Source organism: Streptomyces sp. NPDC102360, from assembly GCF_044766085.1.
Classification (GTDB): domain Bacteria; phylum Actinomycetota; class Actinomycetes; order Streptomycetales; family Streptomycetaceae; genus Streptomyces.
This window is the reverse complement of record NZ_JBIWLG010000012.1, coordinates 138,453-157,312: the sequence shown is the minus strand read 5'-3', so window position 1 is coordinate 157,312 and position 18,860 is coordinate 138,453. Positions and strand designations below refer to the sequence as shown.

The following is an 18,860-nucleotide window of genomic DNA, read 5'->3' as shown; positions in this document are numbered from 1 at the left end:
CCGCCGGGGCTCCGCCCCGTACCCCGCTGCTCAAACGCCGCAGGGGCTTGAGATGCCGCCGGCTACATCACCCCCGCATCCCGCGCCGTCCACACCGACGGGAAGATCGGGCGGAAGCCCAGTTCGTGGCGGATGCGGCCCGTCGACAGCACGCCGTGCCACGGGTCCGCGGCCTCCTTCTCGTACACCTCCGGGGGCACCGGGAGCCCGCCCAGCTGGAAGATGTCGACCGTGGTCACCGGGGCGTCGTCGGCGATGTTGTAGACGCCTGACGCGCCGGACGCGTACAGGAGGCGCCGCAGGGCCTGCGCCACGTCGACGTGGTGACCCATGTGGAGGCGCTGCGTGGCGGGCCAGGCCGGCGCCCACTCCAGCACGTTGTCCAGATGCGGGTCCCCGTCGCCGTACACGAAGGGCAGCCGTCCGATCCGCAGGTCGTCGAGCCCGTCCAGGTCGCGGAGTGCCCGCTCGGCCTCCCACTTGGACTGGGGATAGGCGCCCCACAGATGGCCGCCCGGCCGCGTCTCGTCGTCCTCGACCAGCGGCCTACCGCGGCCCGCGCCGTACACGAGACCGGTGCTGACCTGCACGAATCGCCGTACGCCAGAGGCCACCGCGGCCCGCCCCAGTTCGATCGCGGCGTCCCGGTTGACCGCCTGGGCCTCCTCGTCCGGCACCCCGCGGAAGGCCGCGGCAACGTTGATCACGGCGTCCGCCCCTGCCGTCGCCTTGCCGAGGGCGTCGGTGTCCCGCAGGTCGCCGACGACGACCTCGGCGCCAAGGTCCGCGAACCGCTCCCCGCGGGCCGCGTCCCGTACGAGCACCCGTACCCGGTCCCCCTGCGGGGCGCTCTGCAGCAGTCGCGGCACGAACCGCCGCCCGACCTGCCCCGTCGCGCCTGTCACCAGTGTCAGCATGGCTGCCTCCTCGATGTCGTAGCTGTCGTAGCCATGACCGAAGCCTGTGGCAGCGGCGTCCGCGGCGGGAGAGACGCGCTTGTCCAGGGACCGGCACTCCCTGGCTGCGCACTGGATCCGCCCGGCGACCCGAGCGATCCTGAAGAGGTGAACCGAGCCGAACTCGCCGACTTCCTGCGCCGCTGCCGCGCCCGCCTCAACCCGTCCGACGTCGGCATGGCCGCGGGCCCCCGGCGCCGCACGCCGGGCCTGCGCCGCGAGGAGGTGGCGCAGCTCACCGGGATGTCCACGGACTACTACACGCGGCTCGAACAGCGCAGGGGCTCGCATCCGTCGCGGCAGATGCTCACCGCGCTGGCCCGAGCGCTGCGGCTCACCGACACCGAGCGCGACCACCTGTTCCACCTGGCGGGCGAGGAGCCGCCGCGGCCGGGCGGTTCCTCGGGCCATGTGCGGCCGGGGCTGCTGATGATCCTCGACCGGCTGCACGATCTGCCGGCGAACGTGATCAGCGACTGGGGCGAGATGCTCGCGCAGAACACGATGTCGGTGGCGCTGACCGGCGACCACACGGGGACCAATCTGATCCGCCGCTGGTTCACCGACCCGGCGGGCCGCACCCTGGCCCCGCCCGAGAAGCACGAGGAGCACAGCCGGGCCCACGTGGCGAGCCTGCGGGCGGTCAGCGCGGCCCGCCCAGACGATCCGGGACCCGCCGCGCTCGTGGCCGAACTCCGGGCCGGGTCAAGGGAGTTCGAGGAGCTGTGGGCATCGCACGAGGTGGTGGTGCGCCGCCCGTCGCCGAAGCGGTTCCTGCACCCCGTGGTCGGCGCCCTCGACCTGGACTGCGAGGTCCTGGTCGGCGACGGGCACAGCCAGCAGCTCATCGTGCACTCGGCGCGGCCGGGCACGGAGACGTACGAGCGCCTGGAACTGCTGCGGGTGATAGGACTCCAGGACCTGTCACCCAGCGGCCAGTAGGCGGATCAGAAGCCGAGCTTGCGCAGCTGCCGCGGGTCCCGCTGCCAGTCCTTGGCGACCTTGACGTGCAGGTCCAGGTAGACCGGCGTACCGAGGAGCGCCTCGATCTGCTTGCGGGACTTGATGCCGACGTCCTTGAGCCGCTTGCCCTTCGGGCCGATGATGATGCCCTTCTGGCTGGGCCGCTCGATGTAGACGAACGCGTGGATGTCGAGGAGCGGCTTGTCGGCGGGCCGGTCCTCGCGCGGCAGCATCTCCTCCACCACGACGGCGATGGAGTGCGGCAGCTCGTCCCGTACGCCCTCGAGCGCGGCCTCGCGGATCAGCTCCGCGACCATGACCTGCTCGGGCTCGTCCGTGAGGTCGCCCTCGGGGTAGAGCTGCGGGCCTTCGGGCAGCATCGGGACCAGCAGGTCGGCGAGCAGGTCGATCTGCTGCTCACCGACGGCCGACACCGGCACGATCTCCGCCCACTCGATGCCCAGCTCCCTGCCGAGCTGGTCGATGGCGATGAGCTGCTCGGCGAGGGTCTTGCTGTCGACGAGGTCCGTCTTGGTGACGATGGCGACCTTCGGCGTCTTCTTGATCGACGCGAGTTCCTTGGCGATGAACTTGTCACCGGGGCCGAGCTTCTGGTCGGCGGGCAGGCAGAAGCCGATCACGTCGACCTCGGCCCATGTGGTGCGCACCACATCGTTGAGGCGCTCGCCCAGCAACGTACGCGGCTTGTGCAGGCCGGGGGTGTCCACCAGGATCAGCTGCGCGTCCTCGCGGTGCACGATGCCGCGCACCGTGTGCCGCGTGGTCTGCGGCTGGTCGGCGGTGATGGCCACCTTCTTGCCGACCAGAGCGTTCGTGAGGGTGGACTTGCCCGCGTTGGGGCGGCCGACGAAGCAGGCGAAGCCGGCGCGGTGCGCGGGCTCCGAGGAATTCGACGACTGGGACGGCTGGGTACGAGCGCTCATGGCGCCCATTGTCCCCGATGCCGGGGGTGCCGCAGCACAGTGAGGCCCCGGTAACCACCCGGCAACAAGAAACACGGCGGAAACCCGCGTGTGCGGTTCCGGAAACGCGGACCCGTGACGCTGATCCGCATGCCTGCCACGACCGTGCCCCTCGCCGCCCCGGCGCTCGACACCGGCGACACCGCCTGGCTGCTCGCCGCCACCGCCCTCGTGCTGCTCATGACGCCGGGACTCGCCCTCTTCTACGGCGGCATGGTCCGCACGAAGAGCGTCCTCAACATGCTGATGATGAGCTTCGTGTCGATCGCCCTCGTGACGGTGGTCTGGCTGGTCGCGGGCTACTCGCTCGCCTTCGGCGACGACGCCTTCGCGGGCCTGATCGGCGGCCTGGAGCACGTAGGCATGGTCGGCATCGGCCCGTCCGACGTCACCGGCACGGTGCCCACCTTCCTCTTCACGACCTTCCAGCTGACCTTCGCGATCCTCACCGCCGCGCTGATCAGCGGGGCGGTCGCGGACCGTACGAAGTTCGGGGCGTGGCTGGTATTCGTCCCCGTCTGGGCACTGCTCGTATACGTTCCCGTGGCGCACTGGGTATGGGGTCCGGGAGGGTGGATCGCGAACCGCCTGGGAGCCCTCGACTTCGCGGGCGGACTGGTCGTCGAAATCGCGTCGGGCGCGTCGGGTCTGGCCCTCTGCCTCGTTCTCGGCCCGCGCATCGGCTTCAAGAAGGACGCGATGCGCCCGCACAACCTGCCGATGGTGGTCATGGGCGCGGGCCTGCTGTGGTTCGGCTGGCTCGGCTTCAACGGCGGCTCGGCGCTCGGCGCGAACGGCATCGCCGCGGCCTCCATGTTCAACACCCTGATCGCGGGCTGCACGGGGCTGCTGGGCTGGCTGTTCGTGGAGCAGCGGCGGGACGGGCACCCGACGACGTTCGGCGCGGCCTCGGGCGCGGTGGCCGGACTGGTCGCGATCACCCCGGCCTGCGGCGTCGTGGGCGTGCCGGGAGCGGCGGCCGTCGGGCTCGTGGCCGGTGTCGTCTGCTCGTACGCGGTCGCCTGGAAGCTGCGTTTCCACTACGACGACTCCCTCGACGTCGTCGGCGTGCACTTCATCGGCGGTGTCGTGGGCACGGTCCTCATCGGCCTGTTCGCGACGTCCGCGATGACCGGGTCGCCGGCCAAGGAGGGTCTCTTCTACGGCGGCGGGTTCGGCCAGCTCGGCAAGCAACTGCTCGCGGTGCTGGTGGTCGCGGCCTACACCTTCCTCGTCACGTACGGGATCGCGAAGGCCATCGACAAGCTGATGGGCTTCCGGGCCGCGGCCGAGGAGGAGCTGACCGGGCTCGACCAGACGGCGCACGCGGAGAGTGCGTACGATCACGGCGTCCTGAGTGCCGCCCCCGTCGCCCGAAAGGTCGCGCCATGAAGTTGATCACCGCGGTCGTGAAGCCCTTCCGCCTCGACGAGGTCAAGACCGCGCTCCAGGAACTGGGCATCATGGGCCTGACCGTGACCGAGGCGAGTGGCTACGGCCGGCAGCGGGGGCACACGGAGGTGTACCGGGGCGCCGAGTACCAGGTCGACCTGGTGCCGAAGGTGCGGATCGAGGTCGTCGTCGAGGACGCGGACGCCGAGCCGGCGATGGACGCGATCGTGCGGGCCGCACGGACCGGGAAGATCGGCGACGGCAAGGTGTGGGCGGTTCCGGTGGACACGGTCGTCCGCGTCCGCACGGGCGACCGCGGCCCGGACGCGATTTAGCCTCCGGCCCTACGGGCTCCTTCAGCGCCGGTCCGGCACTTTAAGCCCCTGCGGCGATTGAGCAGCGGGGTCCGGGGCGGAGCCCCGTGCCGTTGAGCGGGCGGCACCGGGGGGGGGGGGGGGGGGGGGGGGGGGGGGGGGGGGGGGGGGGGGGGGGGGGGGGGGGGGGGCGGGGCGGGGGCGGCGGGGGCGGGGGCGGGGGGGGGGGGGCGGGGGGCGGGCGGGCCCCCCGCCGGGCGGCGGCGGGCCCCCGCCCCCCCCCCGGCGGCCCCCCCGCCCCCCCCCCCCCCGGGGGGGTGTGGCCCCCCCGGGGTCCGGGGCGGAGCCCCGTGCCGTTGAGCGGGCGGCACCGCCGGGGCTCTGCCCCGGACCCCGCGCCTCAATCGCCGGCGGGGCTTAAAAGATGCTGCTCAAGCGCCGCAGGGGCTTGATTTGCCCGCCGGAGGGGCTTGGAAGGCCTGCTCAAGCGCCGCGGGGGGCTTGAGGTGCCCGCCGGAGGGACGTAAAAGGGGCGATCGCCGGAGAGGCGGGGCGTGGGTCAGAGGCCCGCTTTAGCGCCGCAGATCGGCCACGCGCCCGGTCCCTGTTCGGCCAGAACCTTGTCGGCGACAGCCATCTGCTCCGACGGAGTGGCCTGGCTCGCCGCGGGCGCGTACTGCGTACCGCCGTACGCCGCCCACGTCGACGGAGTGAACTGCAGCCCACCGGAGAACCCGTTCCCCGTGTTCGCGGCCCAGTTCCCACTGGCCTCGCACTGGGCGACGGACTGCCACTGGGACGCCGACGCCCCGGTGGCCGCCGAGGCGTTGCCGGTCCCCGCGAGCACCAGCACCCCGCTGGCACCGGCAAGGACGGCGGCCGTGCCAAGACGACGAGTACGGGACATACGGGCGGCGGAGGGACGACGAAGCACGGCGGAGAACACGAAGCGGAACCTTTGTTTGGGGACGTGGTGGGTCGCCCGGCGCGGCGGCCGGTCGGTCGGCTGCCGCAGCGGGCGACCTCTCCACCGTGGGCCACGCCGAGCCCCCGTCCCATGGGCCGCCCGACCCACCGGCGCACCCTTCGGTCCCCCGCACCCGGCGCGCCCCGCCAGGACCAGCGCCCCGGGCCGAAGGTCCCACGGCCCGCTCCCCGCACCCCGTGCCCGCACACACGACGCCCGCCGCACCGGGCCTTCGGGCCTGATCAGCGGCAGGCGTGAGGGTATTCACACGGGTAGCGCGCACACAGCGGCGCTCACGCGGACAGCGTCTCCTTCACCGCGCCGTCGCCCCCGGCCAGGAACACCGGCGTACCGGCCCCGCCCAGGTCGCGTACGGCGGCGAGGTCCTCGGCCGGGAGCTCGTCGGACGCTGAGACGACAGCCGCCGCCTCCAGGGACTGCGCCCCGGACGCCACCGCCATCGCGACGGCCGTCTGCAACGCGCTCAGCTTCAGGGAGTCGAGGGCGACGGTGCCCGCGACGTAGGTGCGCCCGGTCTCGTCACGCACGGCCGCGCCCTCGGGCACGCCGTTGCGGGCCCGCGTGGAGCGGGCCAGGGTGACGATCTTGCGGTCCTCGGGGCCGAGGTCGGTGCTCTCAGTCATGGGGTGAGCATATGGAACACGCCCACCGGGGCATTCACCCGGCCACCGGGTACATCGCCCCGCGCCGCCCCTCCGGCGAGGCCAGCCACTCCAGCTTCGCGGCGGTGTCCGCCTCGGCCAGCGGGGTGTGCAGCACGACCGTGAGGTCGGGCCGTGCGGGGATCTTCATGGCGGTCGACTCCAGGTGCAGCAGCCCGGCCACGGGATGCGTGAGCTCCTTGCGGACCTGTCCCTGCGCCTTGATGTCGCGGCGCTCCCACAACTCCACGAACTCCGGGCTCACCGCCTTCAGTTCGGCGACGACCTCCTGGAACCCCTCGTCCTCGGGGCACTCCGAGCAGGCGGCGCGGAACTGGGCGACGACCGTCGCCGCGTTCTGCTCCCAGCTCTCGCTGCGGGCGCGGTAGAGGGAGTCGGTGAAGAAGTCGATGACGCAGTTCTGCCGGTTCTCCGGGCGCATCGCGAGGACGATCGCCGCCGCGTCGTTGTACATCACGCAGTTGTAGTACGCGTCCATGATGTGCGCCGGGAACGGCATCCAGGCGTCGATGAGCCGCTGCAGCCCGTCGCACATCTGCTGGTCGCCCGGATCCACCTCGTACGCGGGCGGGTTGAGCCCCGCGAGCACGTACAGGTGGCGCCGCTCCGCGCTGGTCAGCTTCAGGACGCGGGCCACGGCGTCGAGCACCTGCGGCGACACCGAGATGTCGCGGCCCTGCTCCAGCCACTGGTACCAGGAGGCGCCCACCCCGGCGAGCACGGCGACCTCCTCGCGGCGCAGTCCCGGCGTACGGCGCCGGGCGCCGCCGTCGGGCAGGCCCGCCTCGGTGGGCGAGACCCGCGCCCGCCGGCTCATCAGGAACTCCCGCAACTCGCTGAGCCGGTGCTTCTTGAGCGCTGCGCTCTCGGCCACGTACGACTCCCCCGGTTGTCTGGTGGTGCGACCACCAGCATAAGTTCCCACTCTCCACGCTTATTCCGGTCGTACGAAGCTCATGGCCATGGCGATCGACACCTCAACCCCGACGGCCACCACACAGGCCCCACCCTCCACCGCGCCCCGCCTCTCCGGCCGGGACAAGCTCGTCCTCTTCGTCCTGTGCGCCGCCCAGTTCATGGTGGCGCTCGACTTCTCCGTGCTGAACGTGGCGCTGCCGGTGCTCGGTCCCGACCTCGGTATGAGCACGTCCGCGCTGCAGTGGGCGGTGACCGCCTTCGCCCTGCCGTCCGGTGGCTTCCTGCTCCTCTTCGGCCGGATCGGCGACCTGTACGGGCGGCGCCGGATCTTCCTGACCGGGCTCGCCCTGTTCGGCGCGGCCTCGCTGCTCGCGACGTTCGCCTGGGACCCGGCGTCGTTCCTCACCGGCCGCGCGCTGCAGGGGATGGGCGCGGCGGCGATCGTGCCGACCGGCATGTCGCTGCTGACCACGACGTTCCCGGAGGGCCCGCAGCGGGACAAGGCGATCGGCATCTCCGGCACCCTGATGTCCCTCGGCTTCACCGTCGGCATGGTGGCCGGCGGGGTCCTCACCGACGCGCTCGGCTGGCGCTCCACGATGGGCCTGCTGACCCTGTTCGCCCTGATCGTGCTGCCGCTCGCGCCCGGCCTGCTGCCCGAGTCCCGCACCCCGGACCGCCCGCGCCTCGACGTCCCCGGCGCCGTCACGGTCACCGGCGGCCTGCTCGCCCTGATCTACGCGCTGTCCACGGCGGCGGAGGCCGGCTTCGGCCGCGCAGACGTCCTGATCACACTGCTCGCCGGTCTCGCCCTGCTCACCGCGTTCGGCTACGTCGAGTCCCGCAGCGCCCAGCCGCTGGTGTCGCTGCCGATGCTGCGCCGCCGCACCATCGCGTGGGGCAACGTGGGCGGCCTCGTCACCTTCTCGATGATGTCGACGATCGTCTTCGTCCTGACGCTGTACCTACAGGAAGTGCTGCACCTGTCGGCCTTCCGGACCGGCCTCGTCTTCGGCGTCCAGGGCGTCCTGTCGGTGGTCGCGGGGGCGTACACCCCGAAGGTCGTCGGCCGCTTCGGCGCCCGCCGCACGCTCGTCGGCTCGCTCGTCGGCCAGGGCGTGCTCATCTCCGCCCTCCTGGGCATCGGTACCAGCGGTGCCTCGGTCTGGCTCGCCACCGCCGCCGTGTCGCTGGCCAGTGCGTTCCACCTGGGCGCGATCATCTCGTACGGCCTCACGGTCACCTCGGGCGTGCCGAACGAGGAGCAGGGCCTGGCCACGGGTCTGGTCACCTCGACCCAGCAGGTCGGCATCACGGTCGGCATCCCGCTCCTCGGCGTCCTCGCGACGACGTCCACGGACCTGCTGACCGGGGCGCACACGGTGATCGCCCTGGCCGCGGCGATCACCCTGGTCGCGGCGGCGCTGGTGGCGCTGGGCCTGCGCACCCGACGCGGTTAGCACCTTAGGGCCTGTCGAGCCGCAGCCGCTCCGCCTTCGGCAGGCCCGCCACCACGAGGTCGTACGAGTCCTCGACGAGCTCCCGGACGACACGGTCCGGGAGCTCTTCGGACCGGTCGACGGTCACCGTGTTCCAGTGCCGCTTGTTCATGTGCCAGCCCGGCACGATGACGCCCTCGTACTCGCCACGCAGCCGCAGCGCGTCGTCGGGATCGCACTTGAGGTTGACGGTCAGGGGCCGCGCGTCCAGGTGCGTGAGGGCGAACATCTTCCCCAGCACCTTGAAGACCGAGATCTCCGGACTGAACGGAAAGTCCTCCACCGCCGCGTTGAACGACAGGCAGAAGGCCCGCAGCTCCTGAGGCGTCATCCGGCGCTCTCCCCCTGGCCGCCGACCGGCTCCGAGAGCACGGTCACGATCTTGTTCCGGCGGCCCGCGGCGGCCTCCGCTGTCAGCCGCAGCTCACGCCCGTCGGGCAGGGTGACCAGGGACGAGGCCCCGGCGATGGGCACCCTGCCGAGCGCCTTCGCGAGGAGTCCGCCGACGGTCTCCACGTCCTCGTCGTCGAACTCCTCGATGCCGTACAGCTCACCGAGGTCGCCGATGTCGAGCCGGGACGTCACCCGGAACCGCTCGTCGCCGAGCTCCTCCACGGAGGACACCTCGCGGTCGTACTCGTCGGTGATCTCGCCGACGATCTCCTCGAGGATGTCCTCGATGGTGACGATGCCCGCCGTGCCGCCGTACTCGTCGATCACGACGGCGACGTGCGTACGCAACTGCTGCATCTCGCGCAGCAGATCGCCCGCGTTCTTGGTGTCCGGCACGAACGTCGCGGGCCGCATCGCGGTGGACACCAACTCGGCCTCGGCGTCCCGGTTGATGTGCGTCTTACGGGCGAGGTCCTTCAGGTACACCACACCCACGACGTCGTCCTCGCTCTCCCCGACCACGGGAATCCGCGAGAACCCGGACCGCAGGGCGAGGGTGAGCGCCTGCCGGATGGTCTTGTACCGCTCGATGACGACGAGGTCGGTGCGCGGCACCATCACCTCCCGCACGAGGGTGTCGCCCAGCTCGAAGACGGAGTGCACCATGCGGCGCTCCTCGTCCTCGATGAGGGACTCCTTCTCGGCGAGGTCGACAAGCGCCCGCAGCTCGGCCTCGGAGGCGAAGGGGCCGCGCCGGAAACCCTTGCCGGGGGTGAGCGCGTTGCCGATCAGGATCAGCAGCGGCGGAATCGGGCCCATGATGCGGGCCAGCGGCAGCAGCACGTACGCGGCCGCCGTCGCGGTGTTCAGCGGATGCTGCCGCCCGATGGTCCGCGGGGACACCCCCACGGCCACGTACGACAGCAGCACCATGACCCCGATGGCGACGAGCAGCGCCTGCCAGGTCTCCCGGAACTGCTCCAGGCACGCGTACGTGACGAGCGCGGCGGCGGCCATCTCGCAGGCGACGCGCACCAGGAGCGCCACGTTCAGATAGCGCGTCGGGTCGGCGGCGACCTGCGAGAGCTTGGCGCTGCCACGCCGCCCGGACCGGGCGGCCTCCTCGGCACGGAAGCTCGACACCCTCGCGAGGCCGGCCTCGGCGCAGGCGGCGAGCCAGGCGATCACGACCAGCGCGACGGCCCCTGCGATCAGCGAAAAGCTCATGACACGGTCGGCGCCGGCGACGGCCCCGTCATCCCCTTCTCCGCACGCCAGCCGTCCACGATGCCCGCCTGGAGACCGAACATCTCGGCCTTCTCGTCGGGCTCCTCGTGGTCGTACCCGAGCAGGTGCAGCACTCCGTGCACGGTGAGGAGCTGGAGCTCCTCGTTCATGGAGTGCTGCGTGGGCGCGTCCTCACCCTGCTTCTTGGCGACCTCGGGGCAGAGCACGATGTCGCCGAGCAGCCCCTGCGGGGCCTCGTCCTCGTCCTTCATCGGCGGCCGCAGCTCGTCCATCGGGAACGACATGACGTCCGTCGGCCCCGGCAGATCCATCCACTGCACGTGCAGCTGCTCCATGGCGTCGCCGTCGACGACGATCACCGAGAGCTCCGACAGCGGGTGGATCCGCATCCGCGCGAGCGCGTAGCGGGCGATGTCGAGGATCGCCTGCTCATCGACCTCGGTTCCGGACTCGTTGTTGACGTCGATCGACATGGCGCTGGTGGACTACTTTCCTTGGTTTGCCCTGGGGCGGCCCTTGCGGGTGCCGTTCTCCGTACCGTTCTCGGAGTCGTACTTCTCGTACGCGTCGACGATACGGCCGACGAGCTTGTGCCGGACGACATCCTGGGACGTGAGCCGCGAGAAGTGCACGTCGTCGAGCCCCTCCAGGATGTCCTGCACCTGCTTCAGCCCACTCTTCGTGCCACCCGGCAGGTCGACCTGCGTCACGTCACCGGTGATCACGATCTTCGAGTCGAAACCGAGGCGGGTGAGGAACATCTTCATCTGCTCGGGCGAGGTGTTCTGTGCCTCGTCGAGGATGATGAAGGCGTCATTAAGGGTCCGTCCCCTCATGTATGCCAGCGGCGCCACCTCGATGGTGCCCGCTGCCATCAGGCGCGGGATCGAGTCCGGGTCGAGCATGTCGTGCAGGGCGTCGTAGAGCGGGCGCAGGTAGGGGTCGATCTTCTCGTAGAGGGTGCCGGGGAGGAAGCCGAGGCGTTCGCCTGCCTCGACCGCCGGGCGGGTCAGGATGATGCGGTTGACCTGCTTGGACTGGAGGGCCTGGACCGCCTTGGCCATCGCCAGGTACGTCTTGCCGGTGCCGGCGGGGCCGATGCCGAAGACGATCGTGTGCTTGTCGATCGCGTCGACGTAGCGCTTCTGGTTCAGGGTCTTGGGGCGGATCGTGCGGCCGCGCGAGGACAGGATGTTCTGCGTGAGGACCTCGGCGGGGGTCTCCTGGTCGTCCCCCTCGCCGTTCTGCGTCGCCTTCAGCATGGCGATGGAGCGCTCCACGGCGTCCTCTGTCATCGGTGCTCCCGTCCTCAGTACCAGCATCATCTCGTCGAACAGGCGCTGGATGAGGGCGACTTCGCCCGGTTGACCCGTCGCGCTGATCTCATTGCCCCGGACGTGGATGTCGGCCTCCGGGAAGGCCTTCTCGATCACTCGCAACAGCGCGTCCCCCGAGCCGAGGATCTCGACCATGGGGTGCTTCGGCGGGACGGTGAACTGTGCGCGGGCGCTGGATGGTGTCTGCGTCATGAGCCGGGCCGGTGGCCCTTGCGTCCTCCCCGTACGGGACATTCTCTGCGGTGTGTTCTGGGGTGTTGCCCTGCACCGCCAAGGGTACGGCGCGGGTACGACAACGCCGAGTGGGTTACGGATACGGCCGGGGCCGGTGCGGGTCCCGGCCGTACGAAGGTCAGGCGTCGAGCCGGATGTAGCGGCGGGTGCCGCGCGGGTGGAAGCCGACGCGCTCGTACACGCGCCGGGAGCCCTCCCCGCCGTACTCCAGCCACACCGAGGCGGCGCCGCGCTCGTGCAGCAGCACACGGGCCAGTTCGGCGGTGACGGCGCCTGCGATGCCCTGGCCCCGGTGGGCGGGGCGGGTGCCGACGCCGGCCAGTTCGGCGGTGCCTTCGGCGGGGGCGCTGCACTGGGCTCCGCCCGCGACCGAGCCGTCGGCGGCCCGTACGAGGCGGACGGCGCCGCCGTCCTCCTCGGTGCGCCGCAGCCGTTCGGCACCCTCGGGCGACGACTGGAACTCGCCGCTGAACGCCTCGGCGAGTGTCGCGTCGAGCGCGAGGTAGTCGTCTTCGCCGGTCGGGGCCTCGACGGCGGGCCGCGAAGGCACGACGAGCGTGTCCTTCGTGCACACGAGGTACGTGTGCTCGGCCTCCGGCGTGAACCCGGCGGCGGCGAGGGCGGCGGCTGCCTCGGGCGCGGCGTCCGGCTCGAACTCCAGGCGCGGGACGAGCCCCCGCTGCCGGAATCCGTCGATCAGGGCGCGTACGTCGGCGGGGGTGGGCGTGGCGCCGGGCAGTGGTGTCGCGTAGTTGACGTACGGGCTGGTGGTGGTCGGATCGAACCCGAGCACGAACCCGGCCGTCTCCAAGGCGTCGGCGCGGCGGCGCAGGTGGGCAACGGTGAAGCGCTGGACGTCGATGTCCATGGTGATGGTGGTTCCTCACGTGTAAGAGCGCACAGCTGACGGATGACGTGTGCGTGGGGCCGCCGTGAGGAGTGAGTCCCCGGAATCGAGGGGTCTCAGTGCGGACGACGGCCGCTGCGGGTCGCCGAGATCATGGGCTTCAGTCCCTGGGATCAGTGAGGTGATGGGCCGCCGGGCGGCGGCGGCAGTCAATCTCGCACGGCGACCGCGCCACCGACAAGGCATTTACGCCGAGGCGCCCGGTGGGGCCGTGCGGTCATGCCCCCGGCCACTCCGCCGCCCGAGCCCGACCGGCGGCCCACTCGGCTGAGCGCGGCACGCACCCCGGGAGGCCCAAGCCCCCGGAGGGGGCGGGTGGGTGGGAGATGGGCGGGGGCACCGGGCACAAGGGTCGCAAGAGACACAAGGGCCGCAACGGGCAGAGAGGCCACGCAGCGGGTGGCGGCTGGGCGGCAGGCCGAAGTCGATCGTTGGCACCGGCCACGTAACGGCTACGCCGACCGACCGGAGCCGATCGTCCGCCCCCGCCGCACCGGCCAGGCGTCCCCCTACGCCGAGCGTCCGAAGCCGATCGTCGGGACAGCCCGCCGCAGGGGCCAGGCCCGGGATGTGTCCGGGAGGAGGGGGGACAGGAAGGCGTAGCGGTCCAGGGCGGAGCGGTTCTGGTGGGTGTTCGAGCGGACCTCTTTCCACCAGACCGCGATCTCGGACCAGCCCGGCGCCGAGAGGGAGCCGCCGAACTCCTGGACCGAGAGGGCCGCGGTGAGGCCGGCGAAGGCGATGCGGTCGGCGAGCGGCCAGCCCGCCAGGGTTCCGGTGACGAAGCCGGCGACGAAGACGTCCCCGGCCCCGGTCGGGTCGAGGGCCTCGACCTCGATGGCGGGGACGGAGGCCGTTTCACCGGTCCGGCCGTCCACCGCGTACGCGCCTTCCGCACCGAGTGTGACCACGGCGACCGGAACGTGTTCGGTGAGCGCGTGCGCGGCGGCCCGCGGACAGGACGTACGGGTGTAGCGCATCGCTTCCTCGGCGTTCGGCAGGAACGCCTCGCAGTGCCGCAGGCCCGGCAGCGCCGCGAGGTCCCAGCGGCCGGTCTCGTCCCAGCCCACGTCGGCGAAGATCTTCGTCCCGGAGCGCGCGGCCGTCGCGACCCACGGCTCGTCGGCGCCGGGCACGAGCGAGGCGACGGCGGCACGCGCGTGCGGCGGACAGTCCGGCGCCGGCTCAACGGGCGGCGGCTCGTGCCCGTGGCTCACCATCGTGCGTTCGCCCTCGTACGCCATGGAGACGGTGACGGGCGAGTGCCAGCCCGGCACGGTCCGCGCGTAGCTGAGGTCGATGCCCTCGCCGTGTTCGAGGGCGTCCCAGCAGTACTCGCCGTAGTGGTCGTCGCCGAAGGCCGCGGCGAGCGAGGTGCGCAGGCCGAGGCGGGCGAGCGCCGTCGCCATGTTCGCGATCCCGCCGGGGCTGGACCCCATGCCGCGCGCCCATGACTCCGTCCCCCGCACGGGCGCGCTGTCGAGGCCGGTGAAGATGATGTCGAGGAAGACCGTGCCGGTGAGATAGACGTCGTAGGGCGGGTCGGCCGTCGTGCGCAGCGCCGCGAGGGGGTCCGTTCTGGGTCGTGTGGAGGTCACGTCGCGCTCCCTGAGTGGTACGGGTCCGGACAGTGTGCACGACCCGGTCCCGTGCCGCGGGGGACGACATCAACCTGTCACGAAGGGCCCCGGTGGCCGTGTGGCGCACGGATTACGATCGGCGCATGTCAGAGAGTGCCGGTACCGAGCCGCAGCGCGGCGTGCGCGAGGTGAAGTCGGCCGCCCGCACCGTCGACCTGCTCGATGTGCTCGCCGCCCGCGGTGACCGCCCGGCGCGCCTCCAGGAGCTCGCCGACGAACTCGCGGTGCCGCGCAGCTCGATGTACGCGCTGTTGCAGACGCTCATCGCGCGCGGCTGGGTGCGCACGGACGTGACGGGTTCGCTGTACGGCATCGGCATCCGCGCCCTGCTGACCGGCACCAGCTACCTGGACACGGATCCGTACGTGCGCTCCGTGCGCCCGTTCCTCGACGAGGCCTCGGACGCACTCGGCGAGACGATCCACCTGGGGCGCCTCGACGGCTTCGACGTCGCGTATCTGGCGACCCGTGAGTCGCACGAGTATCTGCGGACGTTTCGTCGCGTGGGGCGCCGCCTGCCCGCGAACGTCGGCGCGCTCGGCAAGGCGCTGCTCGCCGAACGCCCGGACGACGAGCTGCCGTCGGGCCCGTACGAGCGCAACACCGAGCACACCCGCACCACCCGCGAGGCGCTCGCCGCCGACCTCGCCGTGATCCGCGAGCGCGGCCACTCGGTCGACCGCGAGGAGGGTGTCGTAGGCATCGTCGGTTTCGGCTTCGCGCTGCGCTACCCCGACCGCGCCGCCCCGGCGCACGACGCCATCAGTTGCTCGGTGCCGGTGGCCCGGCTGACGCCGGAGCACGAGGAGCGGATCGTGGCGGTCATGCGCGAGACCCGCGCGAAGATCGAGGCGACGGCCCGCCGAGGGGCCTCCGGCGTCCCCGACTGGCGCTGAGCGCACACCGCCGCTCCACACAAAAAGGCCTCAGCTACCCGGCCGAACCACACACAAACCAAATGTGTCGCGCGTCACAGGACCCCGACTTCCATGCACCCCCCATGGGCTTGATACAAATTGGCGGCGCCCACGTCCCCGGTTCGGTCCCGTTCGCAAAGACGTCGCGCTCCCCAACTCCCCTGCCTTACCACCCCCTTGCCCAAAACAGCGTCCAAGGCGAGGGGCCCGTCCTCAGGAACGCCCGTGTCCTCGCGCACCTCCCGGCCCGCGCTCGTCGCCCTCTTCACGGCCGGCTATCTCGCCGCCTACCTGCTGCCCACCATCGTCGGCAGAGTCGCCGCCGACCTGCGGCTCTCCCCCACTCAGGCCGGTCTCATCGGCAGTGCGCTGCTGCTGAGTTCGGCCGCCGCGGGCTTCACGCTCGCGGCCCGCGTCGAACGGGTCGGCGCCCGCCGCGCGGCCCGCGCCGGACTGCTGCTCGCCGCTCTCGGATACGGCACCGCGGCCCTCGCCACCACCACTCCGCTGCTCGTCGCGGGTGCGATGGTCGGCGGCTTCGGTTCGGGCACGGCGACGGCGGTCGCGGCCACCGGGATCGCCGCCCAGAAGGATCCGCACCGCGCCTCGACGCTCGGCCTGCTGAGTGTGTCCGCACTCGCGTGCGCCCTGTACCTGACCATCCCGCGGATCAGCGAGGGCAGCGCCCTGCCGTTCGCGGCGCTCGCCGCCACCGCGCTCGCCGTGTGGCCCGCGACGCGCGCCCTCGCCGACCCGGCCACCCCGGACAACTGCGCGGCCCCGGCCCCCAAGTCCCCGCTCCCCCACGCCCGTTCGGGCCTGATCCTCGCGGTGACGCTGGTGTGCTGGTCGATGGCGCAGAACGCGCTGTGGGGCGTCAGCAGCCGCATCGGCACCGAGCAGGCGGGGCTGTCCGAGGTCGCGGTGGGTTCGGTCTTCGCGGTGGCGCTCGGCGTCGGGCTGCTCGGCGTGATCGGCGCGGGCGCGGTCGGCGTCCGCCTGGGCCGCGCGCTGCCCATCGGCGCGGGCACGGCCGCGATCGCCTGCTGCGTCCTGCTCAGCGCCCGCGCGGACGGCCTCGCGTCCTTCGCCACGGGTGAGATCGCCTGGAACACCCTCTACCCGGTGGTCCTGTCGTACGTCCTCGGGCTGGCGGCGTCGCTCGACCCGCGCGGCCGCTGGGCGGTCCTCATGGGCTCGGCGTCCTCGCTCGGCACCGCGTGCGGCCCGCTGGCCGGCAGCCTCCTGGCCCAGGCGACCGGCTTCCCGGTGATGGGTGTGGTGCTCGCCGTCGCGCTGCTGCTGCTCGCGGTGCCGCTCACGGCGGTGACCCTGCACACCGGTGGCCGCCCGCTGTTCGCGGGAGCGGTACGGCGCCACAGCGGCGCCCCGGTCGGCGCGGCGGTGCCGCCGTCGGGTGTGCTGGAGCAGCCGGTGGTCGAGCTGTTCGACATCGAGACGACGGTCGAGACGCCCGCGTACACGGCGTTCACGGCGGTGGGCCCCGACGGCGTCGAGCCGGAGCCCCGCGCACCGGCTCAGCCGGAGATGTCGTCCAGTTCGTACGCCTCGACCTCGGCGATGTAGCGCGCCCGGAGCGCTTCCTCCTTCTCGCTGCCGTCGAGGAAGGACGCCACGAACGAGTTGCGGGCCAACTCCCGCACTCGTTCGTGGTCGAGGGCCAGCGCCTCATGGACGGCGTGGAAGGTGTCGCCGACGTAGCCGCCGAAGTAGGACGGGTCGTCGGAGTTGACCGTGCACAGCAGCCCCGCGTCCATCATCTTGACCAGCGGGTGGTCCTCCAGCATGTCGATGGCGCGAAGCCGCACGTTCGACAGCGGGCACAGCGTGAGCGGGATCCGGTCCCGTACGAGGCGGGTCACAAGCTCAGGGTCCTCCAGGGACCGCAGCCCGTGGTCGACGCGCTCGACACCCAGCAGGTCGAGGGCCTCCCACACGTACGACGGGTCGCCCTCCTCGCCCGCGTGCGCGACCTTGCGCAGGCCGAGCGCGCCGGCGGCCTCGTACACCTCGCGGAACTTGGCGGCGGGGTTGCCGACCTCGGCGGAGTCGAGCCCGACGCCGACGATGCGGTCGAGGTACGGCTTCGCGGCCTCCAGGGTCTCCATCGCGGACTCGGCGGACCGGTCGCGCAGGAAGCACATGATGAGCTTCGTCGAGATCCCGTGCCGCTCCTCGCTGCGGGCGAGCGCCCGGTGCAGCCCCTCGACGACGGTGCCCATCTCCACGCCGCGCGCCGCGTGCGCCTGCGGGTCGAAGAAGATCTCGGCGTGCCGCACGCCCTGCTCGGCGGCGCGTGCGAGATAGGCGTCGGCGAGCGCCTCGAAGTCGTCCTCGGTGACGAGGACCGCCATCAGCGAGTAGTAGAGGTCGAGGAAGGACTGCAGGTCGGCGAAGAGGTACGCCTTGCGCAGTTCCTCGGTGTCGGCGTACGGCAGGGTGATGCCGTTGCGACGGGCGAGTTCGAAGGCGAGCTCGGGTTCGAGGGTGCCTTCGATGTGCAGGTGGAGCTCGGCCTTGGGGATGCGCGCGAGTGGTGCGAGTGACATCCGACCAGCGTACGCAGAGGTGGGACTCAGCGGCGCTTCGGCACGGGGACGCGGTCCAGGTCGCGGGCGACCGTCAGCTCCCCGTCGAACCCGGCGGCGCGGGCCTGGCGGGCGAACTCCTGGGGGTCGGTGTAGCGCTGGCTGAAGTGCGTGAGGACGAGGTGCCGCACACCGGCTTCACGGGCGACGCGGGCGGCCTGCGAGGCCGTCAAATGCCCGTGATCGGTGGCGAGTTGTACGTCCTCGTCGAGGAAGGTCGACTCGATGACGAGGAGGTCGCAGCCCTCGGCGAGCGCCTCCACGCCCTCGCACAGCCGGGTGTCCATCACGAACGCGACGCGCTGTCCGCGCCGCGCCTCGCTCACCTCGTCGAGCGTGACGCCCCGCAGGGAGCCCTCCTTCTGGAGCCGTCCGACATCGGGCCCCTTGATGCCGTGCGCGGCGAGCCGCTCGGGCAGCATGCGGCGCCCGTCGGGCTCGACGAGCCGGTAGCCGTACGACTCGACGGGGTGCGAGAGGCGCCGCGCTTCGAGCCGGTACGAGGAGGTGTCGGCGAGCACCGCTCCCTCCCCGGCCACCGGTTCCTCCGCGATGTCGACGGTCTCCCGGTACGCGGTGGAGTACCGCAGCCGGTCGAAGAACCGCTGCCCGGACGCCGGGTAGTGCGCGGTCACCGGGTGCGGCACCCGGTCCAGGTTGATGCGCTGGATGACGCCCGCGAGGCCGAGGGAGTGGTCGCCGTGGAAGTGCGTGACGCAGATCCGGTCGATGTCGTGCGCGGCCACGCCGGCGCGCAGCATCTGCCGCTGCGTGCCCTCGCCGGGGTCGAAGAGGATGCCTTCGCTGTCCCAGCGGAGGAGGTAGCCGTTGTGGTTGCGCTGCCGGGTCGGCACCTGGCTGGCGGTGCCGAGCACGACGAATTCGCGTACGGACATGAGG

At 72.0% G+C, this 18,860-nt stretch carries 19 protein-coding genes; 6 read left to right on the top strand and 13 right to left on the bottom strand.

What is annotated here, in order from left to right:
* Positions 1-62: 62 nt before the first annotated feature.
* Positions 63-917, bottom strand: coding sequence for an NAD-dependent epimerase/dehydratase family protein (locus ACIRHA_RS34950; RefSeq protein ID WP_403854216.1), 855 nt, complete (start codon positions 915-917; stop codon positions 63-65).
* A gap of 147 nt (positions 918-1,064) precedes the next feature.
* On the opposite strand from ACIRHA_RS34950, the gene ACIRHA_RS34945 reads away from it, so the two are divergent.
* A complete protein-coding gene (locus ACIRHA_RS34945) occupies positions 1,065-1,898 on the top strand; it encodes a helix-turn-helix transcriptional regulator (RefSeq protein ID WP_403854214.1) in 834 nt (277 codons plus the stop codon).
* 5 nt (positions 1,899-1,903) lie between these two features.
* Here ACIRHA_RS34945 and era read toward each other — a convergent pair whose 3' ends face one another.
* Positions 1,904-2,872, bottom strand: coding sequence for a GTPase Era (gene era, locus ACIRHA_RS34940; RefSeq protein WP_403854212.1), 969 nt, complete (start codon positions 2,870-2,872; stop codon positions 1,904-1,906).
* Positions 2,873-2,992: 120 nt separating this feature from the next.
* On the opposite strand from era, the gene ACIRHA_RS34935 reads away from it, so the two are divergent.
* Together ACIRHA_RS34935 and ACIRHA_RS34930 are read left to right on the top strand one after the other, a co-directional pair.
* Positions 2,993-4,294, top strand: a complete 1,302-nt coding sequence (locus ACIRHA_RS34935; protein WP_403854210.1) for an ammonium transporter — start codon at positions 2,993-2,995, stop codon at positions 4,292-4,294.
* A complete protein-coding gene (locus tag ACIRHA_RS34930) occupies positions 4,291-4,629 on the top strand; it encodes a P-II family nitrogen regulator (RefSeq protein WP_403854208.1) in 339 nt (112 codons plus the stop codon). Before ACIRHA_RS34935 ends, ACIRHA_RS34930 begins: the two co-directional genes overlap by 4 nt.
* Positions 4,630-5,167: 538 nt before the next feature.
* Here the strand turns inward: ACIRHA_RS34930 and ACIRHA_RS34925 are convergent.
* The 3 genes from ACIRHA_RS34925 to ACIRHA_RS34915 form a co-directional block, all read right to left on the bottom strand.
* Positions 5,168-5,515, bottom strand: coding sequence for a transglycosylase family protein (locus ACIRHA_RS34925; RefSeq protein WP_403854206.1), 348 nt, complete (start codon positions 5,513-5,515; stop codon positions 5,168-5,170).
* A 353-nt stretch (positions 5,516-5,868) separates the two neighbouring features.
* Complete coding sequence (locus ACIRHA_RS34920; RefSeq protein WP_403854204.1) at positions 5,869-6,219, bottom strand: cytidine deaminase; 351 nt, start codon at positions 6,217-6,219, stop codon at positions 5,869-5,871.
* A gap of 34 nt (positions 6,220-6,253) precedes the next feature.
* The gene (locus ACIRHA_RS34915; RefSeq protein ID WP_403854370.1) at positions 6,254-7,075 is read right to left on the bottom strand and encodes a helix-turn-helix transcriptional regulator; all 822 of its coding nucleotides are present in this window, start codon (positions 7,073-7,075) and stop codon (positions 6,254-6,256) included.
* Between the two features lie 145 nt (positions 7,076-7,220).
* Here ACIRHA_RS34915 and ACIRHA_RS34910 point away from each other — a divergent pair, with 145 nt between their 5' ends.
* Positions 7,221-8,636: an MFS transporter gene (locus tag ACIRHA_RS34910; RefSeq protein ID WP_403854202.1), complete on the top strand. Its 1,416-nt coding sequence runs from the start codon at positions 7,221-7,223 to the stop codon at positions 8,634-8,636.
* Between the two features lie 4 nt (positions 8,637-8,640).
* Here ACIRHA_RS34910 and ACIRHA_RS34905 read toward each other — a convergent pair whose 3' ends face one another.
* The 6 genes from ACIRHA_RS34905 to ACIRHA_RS34880 all read right to left on the bottom strand — a co-directional run bounded on the left by ACIRHA_RS34905 (position 8,641) and on the right by ACIRHA_RS34880 (position 14,392).
* Entirely contained in the window at positions 8,641-9,006 is a 366-nt protein-coding gene (locus ACIRHA_RS34905; RefSeq protein ID WP_403854200.1) for an MmcQ/YjbR family DNA-binding protein, read from the bottom strand.
* On the bottom strand, positions 9,003-10,295 hold the full coding sequence (locus ACIRHA_RS34900; RefSeq protein WP_403854198.1) for a hemolysin family protein: 1,293 nt from the start codon (positions 10,293-10,295) through the stop codon (positions 9,003-9,005). Before ACIRHA_RS34900 ends, ACIRHA_RS34905 begins: the two co-directional genes overlap by 4 nt.
* Positions 10,292-10,789 carry an rRNA maturation RNase YbeY gene (gene ybeY, locus ACIRHA_RS34895; protein WP_403854196.1) on the bottom strand — a complete coding sequence of 166 codons (498 nt, stop codon included), beginning with the start codon at positions 10,787-10,789 and terminating at the stop codon, positions 10,292-10,294. The genes ACIRHA_RS34900 and ybeY overlap by 4 nt, the downstream gene beginning before the upstream one ends.
* 12 nt (positions 10,790-10,801) lie before the next feature.
* On the bottom strand, positions 10,802-11,845 hold the full coding sequence (locus ACIRHA_RS34890) for a PhoH family protein (RefSeq protein WP_403854194.1): 1,044 nt from the start codon (positions 11,843-11,845) through the stop codon (positions 10,802-10,804).
* Between the two features lie 160 nt (positions 11,846-12,005).
* Complete coding sequence (locus tag ACIRHA_RS34885) at positions 12,006-12,755, bottom strand: GNAT family N-acetyltransferase (RefSeq protein ID WP_403854192.1); 750 nt, start codon at positions 12,753-12,755, stop codon at positions 12,006-12,008.
* 548 nt (positions 12,756-13,303) lie between these two features.
* Complete coding sequence (locus ACIRHA_RS34880) at positions 13,304-14,392, bottom strand: carbohydrate kinase family protein (protein WP_403854190.1); 1,089 nt, start codon at positions 14,390-14,392, stop codon at positions 13,304-13,306.
* A gap of 125 nt (positions 14,393-14,517) precedes the next feature.
* Here ACIRHA_RS34880 and ACIRHA_RS34875 point away from each other — a divergent pair, with 125 nt between their 5' ends.
* The gene (locus tag ACIRHA_RS34875) at positions 14,518-15,330 is read left to right on the top strand and encodes an IclR family transcriptional regulator (RefSeq protein ID WP_403854188.1); all 813 of its coding nucleotides are present in this window, start codon (positions 14,518-14,520) and stop codon (positions 15,328-15,330) included.
* A 246-nt stretch (positions 15,331-15,576) separates the two neighbouring features.
* The gene (locus tag ACIRHA_RS34870; RefSeq protein WP_403854186.1) at positions 15,577-16,938 is read left to right on the top strand and encodes an MFS transporter; all 1,362 of its coding nucleotides are present in this window, start codon (positions 15,577-15,579) and stop codon (positions 16,936-16,938) included.
* Here the strand turns inward: ACIRHA_RS34870 and ACIRHA_RS34865 are convergent.
* Both ACIRHA_RS34865 and ACIRHA_RS34860 read right to left on the bottom strand, forming a co-directional pair.
* Entirely contained in the window at positions 16,890-17,921 is a 1,032-nt protein-coding gene (locus ACIRHA_RS34865) for an adenosine deaminase (protein ID WP_403854184.1), read from the bottom strand. The two genes, ACIRHA_RS34870 and ACIRHA_RS34865, sit on opposite strands and share 49 nt — an antisense overlap.
* A gap of 26 nt (positions 17,922-17,947) precedes the next feature.
* Positions 17,948-18,856, bottom strand: coding sequence for a ribonuclease Z (locus tag ACIRHA_RS34860; RefSeq protein ID WP_403854182.1), 909 nt, complete (start codon positions 18,854-18,856; stop codon positions 17,948-17,950).
* Positions 18,857-18,860: the final 4 nt, after the last annotated feature.